Origin of the sequence: Shewanella sp. UCD-FRSSP16_17, from assembly GCF_001675935.1 — a bacterium.
Taxonomy (GTDB): Bacteria; Pseudomonadota; Gammaproteobacteria; order Enterobacterales; family Shewanellaceae; genus Shewanella; species Shewanella japonica.
This window is the reverse complement of sequence record NZ_LZFV01000046.1, coordinates 332,168-353,703: the sequence shown is the minus strand read 5'-3', so window position 1 is coordinate 353,703 and position 21,536 is coordinate 332,168. Positions and strand designations below refer to the sequence as shown.

At 39.8% G+C, this 21,536-nt stretch carries 15 protein-coding genes; 5 read left to right on the top strand and 10 right to left on the bottom strand.

What is annotated here, in order from left to right; all coding sequences use genetic code 11:
* Positions 1-12: 12 nt before the first annotated feature.
* Positions 13-453, bottom strand: a complete 441-nt coding sequence (gene cynS, locus A9267_RS18680; RefSeq protein ID WP_065110283.1) for a cyanase — start codon at positions 451-453, stop codon at positions 13-15.
* Positions 454-688: 235 nt separating this feature from the next.
* Positions 689-1,207, bottom strand: coding sequence for a hypothetical protein (locus A9267_RS18675; RefSeq protein WP_055025856.1), 519 nt, complete (start codon positions 1,205-1,207; stop codon positions 689-691).
* A gap of 206 nt (positions 1,208-1,413) precedes the next feature.
* Here A9267_RS18675 and A9267_RS18670 point away from each other — a divergent pair, with 206 nt between their 5' ends.
* From A9267_RS18670 to A9267_RS18660, 3 genes are all read left to right on the top strand, one after another.
* Positions 1,414-2,937: a DUF3612 domain-containing protein gene (locus A9267_RS18670; protein WP_055025857.1), complete on the top strand. Its 1,524-nt coding sequence runs from the start codon at positions 1,414-1,416 to the stop codon at positions 2,935-2,937.
* Positions 2,938-3,101: 164 nt separating this feature from the next.
* A complete protein-coding gene (locus tag A9267_RS18665; protein WP_065110282.1) occupies positions 3,102-3,746 on the top strand; it encodes a YqiJ family protein in 645 nt (214 codons plus the stop codon).
* 102 nt (positions 3,747-3,848) lie between these two features.
* The gene (locus A9267_RS18660) at positions 3,849-5,600 is read left to right on the top strand and encodes a flotillin family protein (protein ID WP_443018810.1); all 1,752 of its coding nucleotides are present in this window, start codon (positions 3,849-3,851) and stop codon (positions 5,598-5,600) included.
* Between the two features lie 159 nt (positions 5,601-5,759).
* Here the strand turns inward: A9267_RS18660 and A9267_RS18655 are convergent, their stop codons facing one another.
* The gene (locus A9267_RS18655; RefSeq protein WP_065110280.1) at positions 5,760-6,473 is read right to left on the bottom strand and encodes a type 1 glutamine amidotransferase; all 714 of its coding nucleotides are present in this window, start codon (positions 6,471-6,473) and stop codon (positions 5,760-5,762) included.
* Positions 6,473-7,186 (bottom strand): hypothetical protein, encoded by a 714-nt coding sequence (locus A9267_RS18650; protein ID WP_156669199.1) that lies wholly within the window; start codon positions 7,184-7,186, stop codon positions 6,473-6,475. Before A9267_RS18650 ends, A9267_RS18655 begins: the two co-directional genes overlap by 1 nt.
* 498 nt (positions 7,187-7,684) lie before the next feature.
* Here A9267_RS18650 and A9267_RS18645 point away from each other — a divergent pair, with 498 nt between their 5' ends.
* Both A9267_RS18645 and A9267_RS18640 read left to right on the top strand, forming a co-directional pair.
* Positions 7,685-9,604, top strand: a complete 1,920-nt coding sequence (locus A9267_RS18645) for an alpha/beta hydrolase family protein (protein WP_231919217.1) — start codon at positions 7,685-7,687, stop codon at positions 9,602-9,604.
* A gap of 470 nt (positions 9,605-10,074) precedes the next feature.
* The gene (locus A9267_RS18640; protein ID WP_065110278.1) at positions 10,075-12,027 is read left to right on the top strand and encodes a BCCT family transporter; all 1,953 of its coding nucleotides are present in this window, start codon (positions 10,075-10,077) and stop codon (positions 12,025-12,027) included.
* Positions 12,028-12,142: 115 nt separating this feature from the next.
* Here A9267_RS18640 and A9267_RS18635 read toward each other — a convergent pair whose 3' ends face one another.
* From A9267_RS18635 to A9267_RS18610, 6 genes are all read right to left on the bottom strand, one after another.
* Positions 12,143-13,063, bottom strand: a complete 921-nt coding sequence (locus A9267_RS18635; RefSeq protein ID WP_065110277.1) for a helix-turn-helix transcriptional regulator — start codon at positions 13,061-13,063, stop codon at positions 12,143-12,145.
* A 505-nt stretch (positions 13,064-13,568) separates the two neighbouring features.
* Entirely contained in the window at positions 13,569-15,194 is a 1,626-nt protein-coding gene (locus A9267_RS18630) for a UvrD-helicase domain-containing protein (RefSeq protein WP_065110276.1), read from the bottom strand.
* Positions 15,191-16,897, bottom strand: a complete 1,707-nt coding sequence (locus A9267_RS18625; protein ID WP_065110275.1) for an ATP-dependent nuclease — start codon at positions 16,895-16,897, stop codon at positions 15,191-15,193. The genes A9267_RS18630 and A9267_RS18625 overlap by 4 nt, the downstream gene beginning before the upstream one ends.
* 190 nt (positions 16,898-17,087) lie before the next feature.
* Positions 17,088-17,726: a hypothetical protein gene (locus A9267_RS18620; RefSeq protein WP_065110274.1), complete on the bottom strand. Its 639-nt coding sequence runs from the start codon at positions 17,724-17,726 to the stop codon at positions 17,088-17,090.
* 64 nt (positions 17,727-17,790) lie between these two features.
* Entirely contained in the window at positions 17,791-19,542 is a 1,752-nt protein-coding gene (locus A9267_RS18615; protein WP_065110273.1) for a hypothetical protein, read from the bottom strand.
* Entirely contained in the window at positions 19,539-21,275 is a 1,737-nt protein-coding gene (locus tag A9267_RS18610; RefSeq protein ID WP_065110272.1) for a hypothetical protein, read from the bottom strand. The genes A9267_RS18615 and A9267_RS18610 overlap by 4 nt, the downstream gene beginning before the upstream one ends.
* Between the last annotated feature and the right edge of the window lie 261 nt (positions 21,276-21,536).

Here is a 21,536-nt window from a genome sequence, read left to right as displayed (position 1 = left end):
ACCAAGGATTAATTACCATGCTTTATAAGGTAAAAACTTACCGTTCATGGTAATCACGACCCTATCGCCCTTAGGATCAGTTTGTTTTGCAACATCCATTGAAAAATCAATGGCGCTCATTATGCCATCACCAAATTGTTCCTGAATGACTTCTTTTAATGTGTCGCCATATACACCAACCACCTCATAGAGGCGATAGACCAGTGGATCTTGTGGCACATCACGTTGCCATTGTTTGGTTGGGTAAGCCGTGAGCGCTGCTTGTGAACCTGCAGGAAGCTCAAGTAGCTGGCACAATTTATTGGCGACGTTCTCTGGCATGCTGTTCATGCCTAAACATGCTGAGGTGACCCAAACACAGCCCATTTCTAACTCATCTGCAATATTTTGCCAACTTAGTTGGCGGGCATGTTTCGCTAAAATAATCGCTTCAACCACTTGTTCTTTATTCATTATAAATTCCTATAGGCATGATAAACGTCTATAAGAACGCGCAAGAGTTAGACCACTATTAAATAATATATTAATCAATAGGTTAATTTTTTATAGGATAGGAGTACGGCTATTTTAGTGCATTATTAGCTAATTGTTGGTGCGACAGGAGAAGACGTTTTTATTCACTGACAAAAAGGCCGGCAATAATGCCGACCTTGAGAGTGCAATGTAATCTAGCGGCTTATTGCGCTGATTAACGTTGATGCATTGCGTATTCAGTGCCATCTTTTGCAGTAAATACTTTGCAGTTACCTTCAGTAGGTAGGCAGCGAGAATGTAGCATACTAACCCATTGTTTATATGGCGTTGGTAAGTTTTTAATTGGCAGCGCCACTTGAATATCTTCAATATGCGCAGGATCTTTCGAGCCTAACTCGCCATTTCTGTCAAAGCTGACTTCAACATGGGTATCGTTATTTTTAAGGACAATCGATGTTGGTTCGCTTTTATGACCTGTTAAAGCAACAAATTGACATGGGTTCTGTAAACCACATTGGCTACCATCTTTCATAAAGGCTAGAAGATGAGTGTAGTAAATAACATAGCTACTCACATCGGCGTGTGAGCCTTCAGTAAGTGGGAAGTTGTCATCTAAAAATACCTTTGCATTGTTAATTTTGTCTGCGTTGGTACTGGTTGCCACAAATTGTTCCTCAATGAAGCTGTTAAGGTTGTGAGCGGCTGTGTTGGTGTGCATTGTTGTCATAGTCATAACCTTATCCTCTTCGCTTGGGTCATTACACGGGGCTAATTAAATATTCATATCATTAGGCCGTGCTTACATCTTTTGTTATCGATTGCCTTAGTCGCAATGGGAATCAAAATGATGAACACTGTTTCCCGATTGCTTAATTTGTAGTCTAGTGTATTTTTCACTACAATTTCACAATAAAAATTTTACAGTGTGAATTTTACAAAATGCGTAATGAACAAAGCTTGATGAGAAAGTCACATTTCCTGGGTACAAAGATTCGAAATCTGCGTAAACGTAATCATCTGACAATGGAAGACTTGTCTGCCAGATGTATACGTGTAGATTCGAGCTCTGCGCCTTCGGTGTCGTATCTATCAATGATAGAACGAGGTAAAAGAGTGCCCAGTGCTGGCATGCTGGCGGTGATTGCCACCGTGTTCCAAAAAGATGTCGATTGGTTTTTAGATGACATGCCAGAGGAGCAATCAATCACCCCAGAAAAGGGACGCCGTGGCGGTATTAGCGGTATGCCACTCGAACCAAGCTTTTTATTTTCTAATGACATTTTACAAATCGCGATACCTGAAATGCTGTCACAAACAGGCACATCAGGTCGGCAGTTTGCTCAGTTATTAATTCGCGCACACCAAGAACACCATCAAAATCATTTCCCTGATTTAGAACGCGCCGCTGAAGAAATTGGCAGAAAACAGATGCCGCTAAGCGCTGATGAGATGCTTAGCATTGCTAAGAGTATGGGACTTAAAATCAAATGGATTGATGAAGTTCCGACTGAAGTGTTAGATGAAACTGGCGCTCGTTCTTCTCGGTTAACCACTTCTTTTTTTGAACCACCGGCGACAATTTTTATCAATAAAGCGCTCAAATCCAATGCGCCAAGGCTTAAATATGACTTGGCTGTGCACATTGGTCATTGCGTGCTCCACAATAAAGACGGCTTGAAAAGTGTCATGACATCGGGGCGTCGAGTTGAGGCGGATGATGATGCAACTGTGCAGTCAAACACACTTAATGCCCAAGATATCTTGCATGCATGGCGTGATTTTGAATCAAGCTTTTTTGCAGGGGCATTACTCTGCCCTAAAGTGCCATTCAGACAGCTATTAGATCGTCACGGCTACGAGATTGATATCCATAAACAGTTACAGGTGTCGGCGTCGGTTGCCATGCGCAGAATGACAGTTGTCTCTCCTTACCCTCATTGGCATTACTTTGATGCTTATGCACCAGGTAAGCTTAAAGCGGTCTATCGCGGTAATGGCATTCCACTGCCTTGGGGCAATATGCGAATAGTTGAAGACCCTTGCCACCATTGGGCTGTATTTAGGAAAATTAACGAGCCGACATCGGGAACATCTGCTCAAATTTCAATATTAAATGTAGGTAATGAGCCGCGAATTTACTGTTGTGAATCAATAAAAGTTGATGATTCAGCGGGTAATCCACATGTGTTATGTGCAGGGATAGATTTAAACCCCGCCATTGAAGCGCAAGGTAAAGATGCTGCAAAAATTACCGAAGATTTAAAGCAAACGTGTGTTGAAAACGGCGGCTTAGTCGCCATTCCAAAACACATCAAAGCAGATCTGGTTAGCGTGGCTAAAATCTTGAATATTAATTGGATTGAACGTGGTATAGAAAACGATGCCAGAGTGATTTGCTCCCGTGGCGCAGTATGCCCACGACAACCTAGCTGCTATGCCAGTGGTCAAGCACAGTGCGAATAAGTTGGTCATCACAAAGACTGATAATCTAATTCACTTCTAAGGAAGTTTTTGTTAAGGTGATGTTGCTTTTGACAGATATAATCTAATTATATTAATTGCTTATAAACTTGGCATAGGATGACTGCCAGGTTGAGTGATTAATCTAGCTGTAAAGGAATACAGTCATGCTCGATTTTTTACTCATAAACGCCAATACCCCATTTGCGATTGCGATGACGATGGTGTTGATGCTTGCACTGTTAGAAGGTGTTGGCTTAGTGATAGGCTTTAGCATTTCAAATCTGATCGACCACCTTTCTCCTGTTGAACTTGATGTCGATGCCGACCTTAATGTGGCTAATACTGGGCTGACTCCATTAGTTGGTTGGCTGTGCCTGAATAAGTTACCGTTATTAATCTGGCTAGTGTTATTGCTTACTTGTTTTGCACTCATTGGCTACAGTTTAAATTTTATTAGTTATCAATACGCTAGTAATCTACTTTCCCCAATGATTAGTGCTCCAATTGTATTTGTACTGAGTCTGCTCAGCACATCCATCATTGGTAGACCTTTGGCAAAAATCCTCCCCAAAAATGAATCCCATGCCGTTTCTAATACTAGTTTTAGTGGTTTATTGGCCAAAATTACCGTGGGCACTGCCAGAGTAAACAGCCCTGCAGAGGCGGTGCTGGTGGATCAACATGCGCAGAAACATTACGTGATGGTCGCGCCAGAGTTTGCAGAAGAAAGTTTTAACCAGCATGACCAAGTCGTGTTGCTGAATAAAAAAAATAATATTTGGATAGCAGCAAAACTCGAAAGTATTTAGCCGTTTATTCATGGAACCAAGATTTTTATAGTAGTAATACAAGGAAAGAAAATGGAAGGGATTGAATTATCTGCAGGGTCAAATACCACCTTTATTTTAATAATGTCTGGCGTGGCAATGTTGGCGTTTATCACCATAGGGTTAATATTTGCCAAACTCTATATTAGAGCCACTAAGGAAATTGCATTTGTCCGAACTGGTTTAGGTGGGGAGAAAGTCGTTAAAGATGGTGGCACAGTGTGTTTACCTGTGTTGCACGAAACTATTCCGGTCAATATGAACACATTACGCATCGAAGTTGAGAAAACACAAAAAGATGCGCTGATCACCAAAGATAGAATGCGTGTCGATGTTAAAGCGGATTTTTACCTTCGTGTGGCACCAAGCCAAGAAGGCATCTCGATGGCTGCGCAAACTTTGGGTACACGTACCATGCGCGTTGAAGAACTTAAAGTGTTAATGGAATCAAAATTTGTTGATGTACTTCGTGCTGTGGCTGCTGAAATGACCATGACTGAAATGCATGAGCAGCGTGCTGACTTTGTCCAAAAGGTTCAGCAAAATGTGGCCAATGATTTAGAGAAAAACGGGCTCGAACTTGAGTCTGTTTCATTAACTGGCTTTGACCAAACAGACCTACAATTTTTTAATGAAAATAACGCATTTGATGCTGAAGGTCGTGCACGTCTTGCAAAAATCATTGAAGAAAAGCGTAAAGAAACCAATGATATTGAACAAGAAAACCGCGTTAAAATTGAGCGTCGGAATTTAGAGGCAGAGCGTCAATCTTTAGAGATTCAAAAAGAAGAGGAAGAAGCTCGTTTAAGCCAAGAGCAAATTTTGGCATTTAAACGTGCAGAGCAAAAAGCGGAAATTGCTAAAACGCGTGAAAATAAACAGCGAGAAGAGCGCGAAGCTGAGATTGCGAAAGAGCAAGCGATTGAAGCGGCAGAAATTGAGAAATCAAAAGACATTGAAACCCGTGAAATTGCTAAAAGGAAAGCCCTTGAGCAAGCTCGTATTCAACAGCAGCGTGATATTGAAGTCGCTGAACAAGATAAGCAGATTGCAGTAGCAGAAAAATCAGAAGAAGAGTCAGCTGCACGTGCTAAAGCCGCAGATGTTGAAAAGGGTAAAGTTGAAAAAGAAGAGGCTGTAATCACAGCCAAGCAAGTGGCAATGGCAAATCGTCAAAAAGAAATTGAAGTCATTGATGCGAAAAAAGAAGCAGAACGTGAAGCCGTTGGGATTACTGTGCAAGCCGCTGCAGATAAGCAAGCGGCTGAAGATAAGGCAACAGCCATATTAACTGAAGCTCGCGCTGATGCTGATGCTAAAAAGCTAAAAGCCGAAGCGGATGAAAAAGTCTTTGCAGTTGAAGCGGCAGGTAAACAAGCTTTGTATGAAGCAGAAAATACTCTGAAAGATGAGCAAATTCAGCTGCAAAAATCCTTGGCTGTACTGCAAGCGTTACCAGAAGTGGTTGCTAATGCAGTCAAACCACTAGAAAACATTGAAGGCATTAAGATCTTACAAGGTTACCACGGCGCTGGCGCTGCAACCGCAAATGGTAACCAAGTCATGCAGGGACAATCTGGTGGCGTAGCCGAACAAATCACAGCGGCAGCATTAAACTATCGTGCGAATGCGCCAGTAGTCGATGCCATGTTACAGGAGCTGGGGTTAGTGAATGGCGACACTGGCACGTTAACCGATTTATTAAATGGCGAGAATAGTTTGACCGATCAAACCCGTGCAGCGATTAAACAAGCTAATATTCAAACGACTATGCCATTGAATGGCGCCGAATCTGAGGTGGTAAATAACACTGTAGCTTCAAGTCCAGCTTCATAGCGCCACACATAACATAGGAGTGAAGTGATACTGTAAAGTTGATCATTGTTAGCTTGCAGCATTGAATTCATTGTTTGTATCGACAAGGCGGTAACAGTCAGTTACCGCCTTTTTCATTAACAGCTTATCGCTGTATTGTCCCGATTAGCGTTACTACCCTTAGTCATCGCTCGTTATTGCAGAACGAAACACAGTATCTAACAAGTTAAAAAACCAGTGTTGTAACTGTGTCTGTTCGTTCATACGTGATTTAGCATATAAATCTTCTGGGCACTGCTCACTAAATGCTTGTTGTAAATAAGCCAGTTGCACAGCGTCCCATTCGGGATGAAATTGAATGCCATATTGCTGTTGATGCCGAAACACCTGCTGAGGGCACAATGATGAGTAGGCTTTTATCTCAACCGATTTATGGGTTAGCGGAGCTAAGTGACTATCAAAGTTAAACCCAAAATAATGCCATTGAGGTACGGCTAAATTAATCAAATTTTTGTTCGCTAGACTTGCTGAGCTTACGTTGGCATTAACTCTGAGATCATACCAACCTAATTCAGCCTGTTTAAGTGGGTAAATCTTAGCTCCTAATACCGATGCTAATAGTTGCGAGCCTAAACAAATACCGATTAGCGGTTTGTTGATTTCAATCGCCGAGTGAATCAAAGAGCGCTCTTTTTGCATCCATCTTGGGTTATCTTCTACATCCATAGGGCCGCCCAAAATGATGATGCCATCAAATTGGTTTAGATCGGGCAAGCAACCATCGGGCGCCATGAATCGGGTGATCTTATGTCCCGACAGTTTGCACCAGTCAGAAATGCGCCCTGGTCCTTCAGCCTGATGGTGCTGAATGATTGCCAGCGACAGTGAAACCATTACTGTAACTCGCCAGTTTCTAGATAAATTTCAATGATGTGCTCGAGGGGAATTGATAGCTGATCCGCTAAATCCTTTGGACTAGGATGCAGTTTACCTTTGAGTGGCACGGTTATTTGAGTCGTTCTAATGAAATCATGTTGAATCACTCGCAGCAAGTGGTCGGCTTCAGGACGATTTTCAATGACCTTAACTAAGAACTGATTTGGGCTATCTTCAGTTGGTGTAATGACTCGGTATTGTGCATTTGGCGCCTTATCTTGCCCTGCCTTCATGCTTAATTCAGTGAACATAATGATGCGATCAATGATGAGTGATTGTTGAGAAAACTGGTTAATGCCTCCTCGCTCAAAGTGACCTTTTACAACATCAACTTGCAGTTGTTCGATTGGGTCGGTTGCCAGAGGGCTGAGACGCATTAAGTCAAAAGGCTTGGGTACAATAGTCCAAAGCTGCTCTGGTGCTGTCGCCATTGCTTCAAGCTGCTGCTTTATTGCATGATCAGTTTCAGGATCGGCAAAGTGAAATTGCATGACCATTTGTACATTGTGGGGATGGTGATACATAGGCAAATGTGAGGCAAATAAGCCATCTTTTCCGCCAAATAGAGTCATACCATGTAAGCCCATATGGCTTTCATTCGCTGAGGTTGTGGGGGATATGCAAAAAATGAGGCTGGTAACAATAACGCAAAAGTAATGAGAGATTCTCATATGGGCTCCTATCTGGAAGTTAGTCAGAAGGGGCCGTCCCCGGATGGAAGCCTGTTTGCCAAATTCATCAATTCGATGTGATTGATTGTGGTGCTCAACAGGTTGAGGTCGTCCTCAGACACAATTTTACTACAAATTTTTAACTATGAACATTGCCACTATCCCCTCAATATTTGGACGTCACTTTTTGCATTCAGTGATTAACAGGGGAAATTCCGTCATGACTCAGCCAGTGTGATTAACTATTTAGTCGACCTAGCCTAGTGAGAGATGTTGTTTTGTCGGTTAAATATGCCAAATAGCCGCTAATCTATTGAATCAATGTGGGTATCGCTGCAAAATTAATTGAAACATGAATATCTATGTTTAGGAAGTATGATCCCAAGGAGTTAGGGAATATCGCATTACCTCAATGTTATTTCATCTACTTCTCGTGCCATATCGCTTCAAGGTTTTAAGGATAAAGCTGTCTCTTTGAGATGGATTAAAGGAGTTTCCATGATGTACATCAAATTGATGATATGGGGAATGCTATTGTGTATTTCAAATATTTGTCTCGCCGCTTCTGTCGAAGACTATTCACGCCATAGTGATTACTACAATGTAAAAATATCCCCTGACGGCAAGCATTTAGCTGTTTTAATGAATGATGAAGGTCGAAAGAGACTTGCCTTTTTACGCACCGACAACTTTGAAGTTACTTTTGCGCTCAATTCCAGTGGTCGGGATCAACCTGCAGAATATTACTGGGTCAATAATGAACGTGTCATCGTTCAAGTGGTACAGAGCCGTGGCAGATTAGAATTACCGATTAATTTAGGTGAAATCTTTGCCGTTAATTATGACGGCAGTAAGCGTAAAATGATTTTCGGTATCCGATCTCAACCAGGTATTGTGCTGTCGGGATACGGTGGTTTTTTATTGGATAAACTTGAAGGTGATAACAAGCACGTCTTAATTACCAAACGTTTGCTAAGTCGAAATGGCGATGTGCTTCCAGAAGTGACTAGACTTAATGTCTATACAGGCAAGGAGCGTAAAGTTAAACGTGCGCCAATCTCTTACAGTCAGTTTTTAGTTGATAATGATAGTGTGCCTAGGTTTGTTGTGGGAGTAGATAAAAACCATGACACTAAAATGTACTACTCAGAGGGTAAAGGAGAAGATTGGCAAGTGTTTAATACAAAGTTTGACGGTGAGTTTACTCCGCTGACTTTTAGTAGTGATAATAAGTCAGTTTACGCATTAAAAACTGAAGAAAATAAACCGAAAGGCCTGTATCGCTACGATTTAGATACTCAAAAAGAAACGTTTTTGTACCGCAGTGATATTGCAGATCCTACCTATGCTATTAGCTCTGATTTAAACGAAGTGTATGGTTTGAGAGTAGATGAAGATTATTCTAGCTATATCTTTATCAAACCTGATACCCAAGAAGCCAAACTCCATAAAGCATTAATTCAAGCGTTCAATGGCGACAGTGTCGAAATTACCAGTAAAACAAAAGACGGTAAGCAAATGGTGGTGCGTGTTTCTAGTGACCGCAATCCCGGCTCATTTTATATATTCGATACAGACACAATGAGTGCACGTTATTTATTGTCGAGCAAACAATGGATTAAAAAAGAGCAGCAAGCTGAAACGGAACCTTTTCGAATTAAATCTTCTGATGGTTTAGTGCTAAACGGTTACCTAACCCTTCCTATCGGTAAAAAACAAAATTTACCCACGGTGGTATTGCCTCATGGAGGCCCGCATCTTCGAGATTATTGGCGATTCGATCCCCAAGCTCAAATGCTCGCAAACGCCGGTTATGCTGTCATTAAAGTGAACTTTCGAGGCTCAGATGGTTACGGAAAACACTTTATGGAAGCTGGCTACGGCGAGTGGGGAACGGGTATTCAAGATGATATAACTCAGGCATTAAATTACGCTATTCAAACCGGTGTGACCGATAAAAATCGTGTATGCATCTTTGGTGCGAGTTTTGGTGGTTATAGCGCTTTACAAAGTGCAATCCGAGAGCCGGATATGTATCAGTGCGCAATTGGCTACGTAGGGGTTTATGACCTACCTATGATGTTTGATGAAGGGGATATTAAGACATTAACTTGGGGAGGGTCTTACCTGAATAAAACTCTCGGTACTAACCCTGCTGAACTTATTGCCCAGTCTCCAAGTCGTAATGTCGATAAACTTAACGCGCCAGTACTTATTATTCATGGTGAGGATGATCAACGTGCTCACTTTGAGCATGCGTTAGCACTTAAAGAGGCGTTAGATGAAAAAGGCCATCCCTATGAATGGTTAGTGAAAGATAAAGAAGGACACGGTTTTTATAATGAAGAAAATATTCTAGAGGCCAACAAAGCGATTTTAGCTTTCTTAGAAAAGCACATTGGTGATTCGGCAAAGTAATCCATCGCTGATGACACAATAAGCCCGGTAAGCGCCGCAATCTGTGGTGAGTTTATCGGGCTTTATTATTCTCAATATGTTGAGCTTATTGTGCTATTGATTAGCAAGTCTATGACTCTCTTTACCTGCTAGATAACCAAATGCCAGCCAAAATCTTGTAGGTTGTTGTACAGGAAATAACCCTGCTAAATCAGCACATGGTTACCCTTAAACCTTGGTGAGATCTCGCTCACAATATGAATCGATTGTTAATATAAGTTAGTCGACAGTTTACGTGATTAACATTATTTTAGCGTGCCTGTGTTGCCGTTAATGTCACAAACATTAAACGACCTGGCGTTTTATAGAAAACGGTTCACGCACAGTATTCCAACTCTTCAAACAGTAAACCAACCTGGCTGTCTCGCAGCACGGGGAAGCACTTGTGGTGTGGACTCTCTTAATCAGTTTTATTGTTTCGGACAAATAAAATGAACAAACACTTCGAACTTATTGATAAACCGACTTTTTTCGGTGCGTTGATATTACTTTTTGCTGTGGTTATCCCTTTACTTATTTTCCCAGTTGAAGGGGCACAGTGGGTTGCTATCGCTAAAACATTTATGACAGATAAACTGGGCTTTGCCTATTTAGGTCTAGGTATTGCTGCTTTTTTCTTTATGATTTATATCGTTTTTTCAGATATAGGTCAGATTAAACTAGGAGACCCTGATGAGTCACCTGAGTTTGGGTTAGCCTCATGGGCAGCCATGCTGTTTTGTGGTGGTATTGGCGCAAGCATTTTGTATTGGGGCACCATTGAGTGGGCCTATTACTACCAGAACCCACCTTTTCAATTAGCGGCGGGAAGTGAAGAGGCAATTCGCTGGGCTGCAACTTATGGCTTGTTCCATTGGGGACCTATCGCTTGGTGTATTTATATGATCCCAGCTATTCCAATTGCGTATTTTTTCTATGTGCGCAAGCAGCCAGTATTAAAGGTGTCAGCTGCATTAATGCCTGTAATTGGTGAAGCCAATAGCTTTGGTAAGCTTGGTAAAGTGATTGATGTATTGTTTATTTTTGGTTTATTAGGTGGTGCAGCGACAACATTAGGTTTAGCTGCGCCATTAATTAACGAAGGCATTAGTTATTTGTTTGGCATCCCTGCAACAACGGGTAGTCAAATTTGTGTGTTGATGTTGTGTACGGCTATTTTTGCCTATTCAGCTTATATGGGCATGGATAAAGGCATCAAAATTCTCAGTAATATTAACTTTTGGGGCGCATTAGGCTTGTTAGTCTTTGTATTGGTTTGTGGCCCAACAATTTTTATGCTGGAAACCGGTCTAGACTCCATTGGCCGAATGCTATCTAACTTTTTTGTTATGGCAACATGGGCTGAGCCGTTTGGTGGCCTTGGCACCTTTGAAGATACTCACTTCCCACAAGATTGGACAATTTTTTATTGGGCTTGGTGGCTGGTATTTGCGCCGAGTATGGGCTTGTTTATTGCCCGAATTTCTCGTGGCAGAACCATTAAGCAAATGATCACCGGAGCAGTTTTTTTTGGCTCTTTGGGTTGCTCAATGTACTTCATTATATTGGGTAACTATGGCTTGTCTTTGCAGTTATCTGGACAACTTGATGTAGTCGCCCTGTTGAATAGCGAAGGGGCAACTAGGGCCATTTTCGCTATTTTAGAACAGCTGCCATTTAGCACTGTGGTCATCGCAGTCTTTACTTTGTTGTGCATCATTTTTACTGCGACAACGTTCGATTCGATTTCCTACATTTTAGCCTCAGTAGTACAAACCAATGTGACCGAAGATCCGATGCGTTGGAACCGATTATTTTGGGCGTTTACCTTATCCTTTATGCCTTCTGCTTTGATGTTCATGGGGGGCTTAGCTACCTTGCAAACCGCCGCAATTGTTGGTGGTTTACCGCTCCTTGTTATTGCTGTGATGTTGATGATTTCAGGTGTTAAAGCCGCGTCATTGGATTTAAGCCATCAAGATGACTATGTCGATCCTGTGATTAATATTTCTGATTTACCCGATGTTGATCCTTGGAGCAAAGAAGGCCAAGCCTTAGCACGCTTTGAATTGTTACGTGACAATGCTATTGATGCTGCCAATGCCGAACGAGAAGCTAATGAGGCAATATGGTTGCTGAAAAAGCAGTTACGTCGAGAAGCATTATCACGTGGTGAGTCGAGTGTAGAATTAGGCAATGCACCCGATGATATTATCGAGCAACTACAACAATTAACCGCTGATGCGGCAAAAGCCAAAGAGTCTAAACTTGCAGCTTCAACACTGGCGCAAGAAGCCAGAACATCATTTAATGATTTGATGCGCAGCAAAGAAGAACAAGAGTTGCTACTCGAACAAGAGGAAGTGAAGTTAGCGATTCAAGCCAGATTAAACTCATCTAATTAAGGATAAGTAACGACTAATAAGATGGCTAACACAGGATGAGTTAGTCATCTCTTTTTAGTTTTGCTGTTTGCGTTGTGCATTGATTAGTAGAAGTCTTACATAGCCAAGCAGCAAGTTACTCTTGGCCGTTCCACAATAATTTGCCTGTATTGGTGAGGTCGTATCCGCCTAAAGTGGCAGCGAGTCTGATGGATTCAGGTTGTTGCAGTAAATCTAGCAACTGCTGCAATTGGCGTCTAAAGTAAATGCCCTGTGGCATCACTAAATCAAAGGATTCCGTTAAAATCGGCACAAAGCTTAATCCGCTTTCAAGCGCTACAGATTGGCAACCAAAACCGATATCGGCATTATGTCGTGCGATATAACCTGCTAATTCCCGTTCGCTTTGCGCCACCAAGGTAGAGTTAAGGTATTTGAAGTTAAAACCTTGTTTTAACAACCATTGCTCTAGGTGTTGTTGGCTACCAGACCCTGCTTGACGAGCGACCCAACGCCATGATTTAAATGAGGTATTGGTGGCAGCGTTTGCTAATGCTTCGTATTGCTCAAACGTCTCTGAGCGCATCATTAACCCTTGTTTGCGGTTATAGCCATGCACCAACAACCATTGTTTATGATTTGGGTAACTGGTTAATAATTCATGATAACTCAGGCTATCGTCTTCAAGGCTTCCCCAATGCAATGCACAGATATCAGCATACCCTTGAGATAATACATCTAACCCTAAGCCTGAACCTGTTGAACTATAGCTAATGAGTTCAGTGGTACCTACCTGTGACATGGTCTTAGCAACCAACATAGACAGTAGTGGATCGTCGCTGCCCGTGATGTGCATTCGATCAGATAGCATTCCGCTATGACAAGATTCCATCAGCCATCGATCTACCAGTATTTTGGGAAATAGCCATTTCCCCGTGGCTTTTGTGGCAGGTAAAATACGCTCATTGGCCATTGAGCTGACCGAGTCTTCATCGAGCGACAAGTACTCTGCAACCTGAGTCAAACTCATGTAGGTCAATTCGTTAGCTTGGGTCATGCAATATCCTTAAAGAGCGTATTTCTGTTTAAACAATATGTGTTAAACGTATTTGTCGATTATAAAAAATGTGCGGCCAAATAGCACTGCTTGTATATCAAGAACCGTGAATAGATATCGTGAATAGTGACTTTGTCTATAAAACTGCGGTTTGAGTCACAACGGCTTAGCTTTTTTAGGTAAAGCAATTCAGTGAGTTCTGTGGAAATTAGGCACAAAAAAGGCGAGAAATTATTCTCGCCTTTTGATGAATTGAATCCGTCAAATGATTCAGTGCTTAGCGCATAGTTATGTGCTTACTCTTTATATCTGCATCTGGAAAAACTCTGGAAAGCCATGCCCACTCTATCTTTGTAGCGCTTTTCCAGAAAAGTAAAAAAATATTAAAGAATTTTGAAGAAATTAAAGTCTGGAAAATCAGTTTTCCAGACTCTATGTTACTAAATTTTGGTAAGCCTTTTTAGCAGAACTTAGCTTTCTACAGTAAAAAATGGGGTCTCTTATATTACTGTTGGTAAAGCCCCTCAAGCTGAGGAAGTGTTAAGAAGTATGATGGTTTGGAGACTTTGAATTCATTCATACTATTTCTTCTCAATCCTGCTTGAATTAGCACACAGTCATTTTCTGCCCTTGTTATGCCGACATAATGTAAGTTTTTTTCTTGTATTAATTCAGGGTAAATTGGGTTGTCCCAATCACCATTATCAACCCTTTTATAAGGGAAGACCCAGTCTTCAAGATCAAGATGGAAAACTATTTTAAATTCTAGTCCTTTGCATTTATGTAGGGACATGACTTGAACTTCACTTTTATCTACTGGCTTGAAGAGTTTTAGGTGTTCGTCGCACTCTAATATCTCTCTTAAAACACGATCAGAATCACAGGTGTCGTCTATATCTATACTAAAAGCAAAGTTACGACATTCATCGACAAATTCATCAATACTAAGCTCGCTTCTTAAATGCAGTAATTGTTTTCTAAAGTTGGCAACTTGATACTTTTTTGAATTGGAAAATTGAAATTGCTTGTCTATTAAATCTTGGGCTGTGGGGATTGTTCTGAAAGTAAATGCAAGTAGATCGGAGTATAGATCTGCACAGACTGTTCCTAGCTTATCAAGTGGGGAGTCAATGTAAATTCGATGGGGCACTTTAAGACCTGTAGAGAATAGTTTTATTGAGTTTGTCTTTCTAGCCAAGATAGCTATTTCAGATGGAGTGTTTATTTCACCACTACTTAATAGTTCGTTGACCCATTCTGAAATTTGTTCTCCTACCTTTTTAAGGTTTCCATCTATCTTAGCTCTATGTACTCGAGTATCACCTTCATACTCCAATAGTTGAAAATCAGGATTTAGTAGCCTAGAAGCATAGTTCATTATTGATGGATGACAGCGATGATTTAGAGTCATTTCAAAATGTTTGAAATCATGTTTAATATCAATAAGTTGCTCAAGTAATTCTGATGAACCTCCGCGAAACTCAAAAATAGATTGCTGTGTGTCACCAACAGCTGTAGAAGTTAGTCCGAGTTTACATAACATCAAAAATAATTGATGTTGGGATGCGGAGGTATCTTGATATTCATCTATGAAAATATGCGAGTACTTTGCCTTTATGTATCGTCGTGCAGAGGAGGACTCATTTAAAACCTTTAAGGCAATAGCAGCAAAAGAGCTCATCCATAAAATGCCATCGCCAAATAAACGTTCAAATCCGCTGTCATTATTCAAGTCTTCAATATTTGGTGATTTCATATATTGATCAGCAAGATAGTCCTGATAAGGTGTTGGTAGGCTTTTAACTACTTCACAATCCTTCATTGAACCTTTCCAAACTCTTGATAGGAAAGGAGCAATTAGCTCTTTATAGCAAAAACTATCAATGGTGCCAAAAAAACTTTGTTTTGTGTTATGTGCATTTTGTTTGCATTTATTCTTTAATTCCAGACTCGCTTTTCTAGTAAAAGTAATAGCTATAACGCCTTTATAGATTGGTAATTCAGGAGTTATTTGCCGGATTTTCTCTTTCATCACCGTTGTTTTACCACTTCCAGGGCAAGCAGTAATGACCATATTTCCCTTATAGCTTATGGCGTCATTTTGTTGGTCGGTTGGTGTGAAACCACTCATACACTTACCTCTTTGCTCACTTCCAGAAGCTTGTTAAGAGGTTTAGCTAATTCTCCATCAACGAGTTGATTCAAGTTGCTCTTAATATTTTTCAATAGAGTGCGCATCCGAAGTGCTTTGCTCTTTTGAAGATATTCAATTGCAGTAGGTATAGTTGTTTTCCCTAACGCTAAAAGGATTGGTTCAGGTAGTTCATCTAAAAGGTCAGTTTCTAAATCAACTTGAGATAAAAAGATTCCTTTATCATTTACATTACTTGAAACAGATTCCCAGTCACCATTTTCAATTGTTTGCTGGGGAGGGAGCTTGATGTCACTATGTAAAAATGGATCAAGACCAACCAGTTTTAAACAGCGATTAATGCCTGCAAACTGCCATTGATCTTTGTTGGGGATTTTTGAGATATCATTATCGGTGCGCATAACCCAAGGTATCTCTAAGGCATTCAAAATTTTGACATAAACTTTAAAAGAAATACCATCCACTGATAAAATAGAAAGGTTTTCAAAATCTAGATCAATGTCTAGCTGTTCGGCTAGTTCATGGTAAAAAAGAATTTCTGATGGTCCTTCAACTAAAAACACACCGTTTGAGAAGAAGGCTTCAGCTGGCAAAATGCTCATGCGGTAACTCATATCTTCCCAACCTTCAGCAATGCAATCTGAGCACCCTTCATTAGCAGCAACAGTTGCACCGTTTTTAGTACGGAGTCGTACAATTGAGTCGGGCGTGAAATTTACAGTAATCTGAGGTGAGTGTGACGAAATAATAGTTTGGCCAGGAAGCTCTTTGGTTAGGTAGCTAGCAAGCTTTCTTTGCTGATGCGGGTGCAAATGGGCCTCAGGCTCTTCAATCACATAGAAAACGACTTCATTATCCAGATCATGTTCAATAGCACTTTTAGCTTTCCATAAAGCTAAAAGTATTTGATTATTTCTACCATCCCCACCAAGCATAACATTTGAGCCATTCGTTTTTGCTCCTAATTGAAGTTTGTCAATAAAATCATTTACTTCAATAGCTCCCGTGTCTAGTTGGACTTCATAGTCAGTATAATGATGAGCTAGCTTCTTTAACTCTTCGTTCACGTCGTGGGTAGCAGATGTTACATATTTAAGTTGTGATACTTTCCCATTAAGTGTCGAGAGGTCTTGACTGATTTCTGAAAAAAGAGCCTCATCGGCTTCAATATCTTCTTCACTCAATAACTGTTGTGCAATACGTAATAATTGCTTTTTTTCCTTACGAATAAAGCGTTCAAGATCTCGTTGGGATTGGATATACTTCAAATTTACATATTTAAGATAAAATCTACTTGATACCTCTTGTAGTTCTTCTAACGAGTGCCCCACAAATAACTTGTAGCTTAAGTCTGATTTTTGAGCGCTATATCTTATGTATGTTTCACCGTCATCACTAACATTGCCTTTCAAGACCGATATGACAGCATCTTCAGTGATCTGATCAAATTTGATAGTGATTTCTGCAGTATCACTAATTTCATTAGCCTTGATATGAAAATCTAGTTCAGATGGCTCTATATCTGCTTCAGACAAGCTTTTATCAAGAAGTATCCGTAATGCATGAAGCATATTACTTTTGCCAATATCGTTTGAGCCAATAACAAGGCTGCTAGCTTTGAAGTTAATATGAGCATCTTTGAAATTTCTAAAACCCTTCAAATGTAGTGATGAAACTTTCACGTTGTTATCCTTCAAGTTATTAAAGTTACTTTAGAGTTCATCTCATTTACTTTTTAAAAAAGGAATATGAGGGGCACATGTATAAGCTGCGTATGTCTGTGCAAGCTGCTGAAATCAAAGTTCTTTTGTTAAGGTTGTATTGCAGTTAACGCACTTCGATGTAGTATTAAAGCGACATTTGATAAACTTGCTAATCAGCAAACTTTGTAGCTATAGGCTGAGGTGGCTTTAAAGGTTCAGGTGAACTAAACAATAAGGTTGTAATAAAAAATAGAGATAATGCCATTATTAATGGCATTACCCAGTTTTTAGCTACTTGAAATGATTTTTCACCACGTTTAACCCTTTCCCATTCGCTTTTCAAAATTCTTTGAGAATGAGTGGAAGCGAATTCGATCGCTTCAATGGCTTTGGAGTAATCTTGACCTTTATTTATATTTATTTCATTCTGTATTGCTGTTGCTGTATTCAGTAAACGGTTCAACTCAATATGTTCAGCTTCACTAGTGTTCAGTCTTAGCTTTATACGATACATCGCTTCAGCGCCATCAAATCGCATTTTACTAACTTGGTCTTTACTGAACCTAAAGCACTGAACATCATCATCTGAGCTATTCGGACTTCGAGCTTCTTGCATAACCCGACAAAGAGCGCGTGCAGATGAAAAAAAGATAGCTAAATCAGCTCGCATTCCATCTATCCATGCTTGTCTGAATTCTGAAGTTTTTTGTTCCTTACTGAGAGTAAGGTTTACAAAGGCAATCAGTGCTGTTATTAATGCTGCAACCACCGTAGCTATGGGGGCCAGCGGCACGTTTGAATAGTCCATGAACCTTACCCTTAAATAGAAAAAGTACCGTGAATCAGTCGATTTTATACTTAGAACCATCCGTTTATTCAGCCACGCTCACTGTTGAGTCTCCTGTGCTAACTTCCTCAGCATTTTGAGTATGCTTATAGAGGTCAAGAATAAAGTGCATTGGTACTGGTAATCGGTAGTGCCTACACCCCATAAGGATTAATGGCCAAAGCGAATATTTGTACGCACTAAGATCATATACTTTATCGGATTGTTGGCATTCATTATTAAGTTGTCTAATTAATTCTTCAGGTGACTCTGTTACACACACGTCAGACAAGGTTGCCCCGTGCACTTTATCGAATCGGTAAAAGTGTTTTTCTGATTCCTCATCGAAAAAGAAAACTTGAAAATTACAGTGGGACAAGAACTGTTCTTTTATTTCTTTTACTGTTTCATATGGTTCCTCAAATCCCATAACGGCGGAAAAAACAGATATGTAAGGGTATAATATTGAGCCTTTTGTTACACTTTCTCTGTAGTCTTCCGTTCTTTCCACTGGATGTTCAATTAATTCGGCATAACTTTGAATTGTAGTGGGATACTTATCATGTTGCCTAAGCATTTGAGAGGTATTTTGGGTTATGTTCACTAGCCATGCATGAATATCTCCCCAGTGAACCTTATTTAAAGATAAAAACCATATAGCTAAAACAAGGTCAATTGCTTGTTCATCTTTATGGATAGTAAACAAAGTTGGATTATTAACTATTAATTTTTTTATTGATTCTTGATATTCAGATACTTTATTTGAGAAGTATTCAAAAGCTTGTGCATCCTCCTCACTTGTTTGGGCTAAGTACCAATAGGCCCAACTACCACCTAATGCTAATCGGCCGAGAACATCAAAAAGCTTCAGGTTTACATCCACTGCACAGGAAGGTCTTACTGCATGAGATAATGCATATAAACTACCAGCATGAGGTATTATTTTTTCTTTTAGGTAACTATCTGAAACTTGGAGGTTTAACAATTGAATTGAATGTAATGTTTCTAGCGTAGCTACTGCGATTTGGTTCTTTTTGTCAAATGCAAATTTTGATGCTTCCCAAGCATTCAACAATGCAACTTCTGTAGATAAATATACACTTTCTAGGTTGTCTTCGTCTCGACACCACGAATATAAAATCCACAGGCACAAATATAGTTGACGCATAGCGGTTAAAGTTTGTTTAGGATTTCTGCCCTCTGTGTCAGTAAGAAGCTGAGTGAGCTGACAAAAGTGCTTAAATGAAATATCTGGTTCATCAATCATTGCTAATGATTTTCTGAGTAAGCTCCGACAGTTTTCAGGTAATAACTCTTCTTTTAATAAGTGCTTCTCTATAAGCGCTGCTAAGCGGTCACCATTCCACTCAGAAAAACATAATTCATTAGATTTATGTTTTTCCAAAAAACCACTAACATTAGATCTAACTTCCTCTTTTACTTCACCACCAAAGCATAAACATATTTCAATGGGTTTAGATTTGTACTCAACGGGGATTCTAGTAGGTATAAAAACGTCAATTATTTCTTCTATCGATGGCCTTAGGTCCTGTGGATTACCGCTGCTCCAATCTTTTCTATTTAAGTCCCCTGACTTGACTGAAAACAGGTAAACTTTATTTTCTGAGTCTTCTGAGAGCTTCCCGTAAGCGCCGACATCAACACCGTACTGTCTGCTTCCAATACCAGGTTTGAGAAATACTTCGAACCCTATTTGAGATAGCAAGTCTGGCAATAACGCATCTAGTTCACCGCGTTCCTTAAGTGACGCTAGATATTGTCTAATAACTAATTTCATGAATGACACCCCTCTACTCTGAATTGGCGTATCATATTTTCAAGGCTATGTGGGTCTAAGTTATGCATTGAGGCTATTTCAAAAGAATGACTTAGTTCTTGAAGCGGAATTTCTTGTCGGTTTTTTTCATCACCATGATGAATGTAATGTATAGACTTATTGCCATACAGCAGCACTGACTCATTTCCGAATAATAATGAAGAGAAAACTGACTTGCTCCTTGCTTGCTTCATCGATGTATCCATAATCCTTTGATGGTGTTTCCAATAAGTATGTCTATCTTGTTCACTCGGCCTTAATTCATGAATACCTGATGCAGCTTTTAAAGCTTTTTGATAAGAACCAAACTGGACTAATACATCTTCTGCTAACCTTAAGGCTTTTGCATTTTCTGAGATCCTTAGTCCTTCTAGGTGTTTATAGATACTACCTGGATAGCTGATGAGCAAAGGGTTGAATACTAGATGCTGAATGTCTTTTAATTCTTTATCCGGGGCATCATCTAATAGTGATTCGATCAAACTTATTGCCGTTTTTGGCTGTACAAAAAACCAACCACACGCTTTTCTAGCAAGAAATAAATAAACACCTTTTTCTTGGTTAGTTAAGTAAGTTTTGTCAAAGCTTAAACAAATTCCTTCATCTGAGTTTTTAAGTAAGTGGGTGCAATACTTCCCTAATTTAACGTTTTTAGATAGCAGCCACCTAGTTACTAGCGATGAAAGGTAGTTTTCTTTATGTTGATGGATCTCTCTAATAAAACTGTCAAAATATTTCATAGGTGCTTCATAACGACATTTCGAAAAAAACTTTTCTAAAAAGCTTACGCAAGTATTAAACTTCCCACTTTTAACTAGTCGCGCTAATGCATAATCAATTTTATCAATTGTGCCTTTGTTCTCAGGCTTGGTATGACAACAAATATCAAGTAAATAAGACTCAATCCTCTCGGTGATTTTACCTCCTTCCTGAAACAAAATTTCTGCTGAAGTATGCACATATCGTTCACCAAAAAAATCTTTTTGATCTTCCAGAACGTCGACAAAATGGCACTCTAGCGATGGTTCTTGAAGTACTAAGGAAGATAGAGCATTCATTGATGTTGCTAAGAGCAAGTCTGAGCTATTGTTTTTTGATGCTTGTTTTATTGTTAGTACAGCATCCTTTGCTAAAATTTGGTCAATATACTGAATACGTCCCAAAGCGAAAGTTGCACGCTGCCTCACTAATTCATTGCTGTGAGTTACCAAATCGATAGCTTTTTTTGCGTAAAGTGATTCATTTAACTGAGCTCCAGATATAAGGGCTACAGATAAGTGGTCAAAACTCTCGTCAATATCAGTTAATGAAATATCTAATAGTTGTTTAGGACGTTTAGAGTCTTTTTTACAATATTCTTGAAATGGTCCTAAAAGCCAATAAGCTGCTCCATCTGTCTCCGCTTCAAGAGTTAAGTGCTTCACACTGTCTGCTACGCTCTCAACTGGCGCATTTATTTGTGGTAAAACATCTCCGAATACCTGCCGAACAGAGAAAAAGTTATGTTTTTCTTGAGAGTTGTCTAAACGTCTAAAAATCTGAACTAAATCGAAGATTCCTTCGTTATGTAATTTGGATAAAATACTAGGAAGCAGTTTATCGTTTTTATGATCTTGGTAGTATTCTTTGCTGATGAGCTCAAAAAAAGTACCGTCCTTAGTAGCTTTTATTATCTTTTCCTTTAGATCATCCACAGTCGTTCCTCACTTGTAAGCTAAGCATGCCGTTATCAGGTTTTCTAAACGCAATGTAATAACTATTCCGGATACTGCATTCATTAATGTATCACTGCTAAACACTTGTTGCAAAATGAATTTTTCAATTATTTGAGGTTGATTGAAAGGAATCTAAGTGCATAGTGCTTTATGACATTTCTATCCAATATTTAGTGTGTTTATATACCGTCGAAGACAGTGCATAGGGTCCTAAAATGACTAGGTTGCATTGGTTAATGG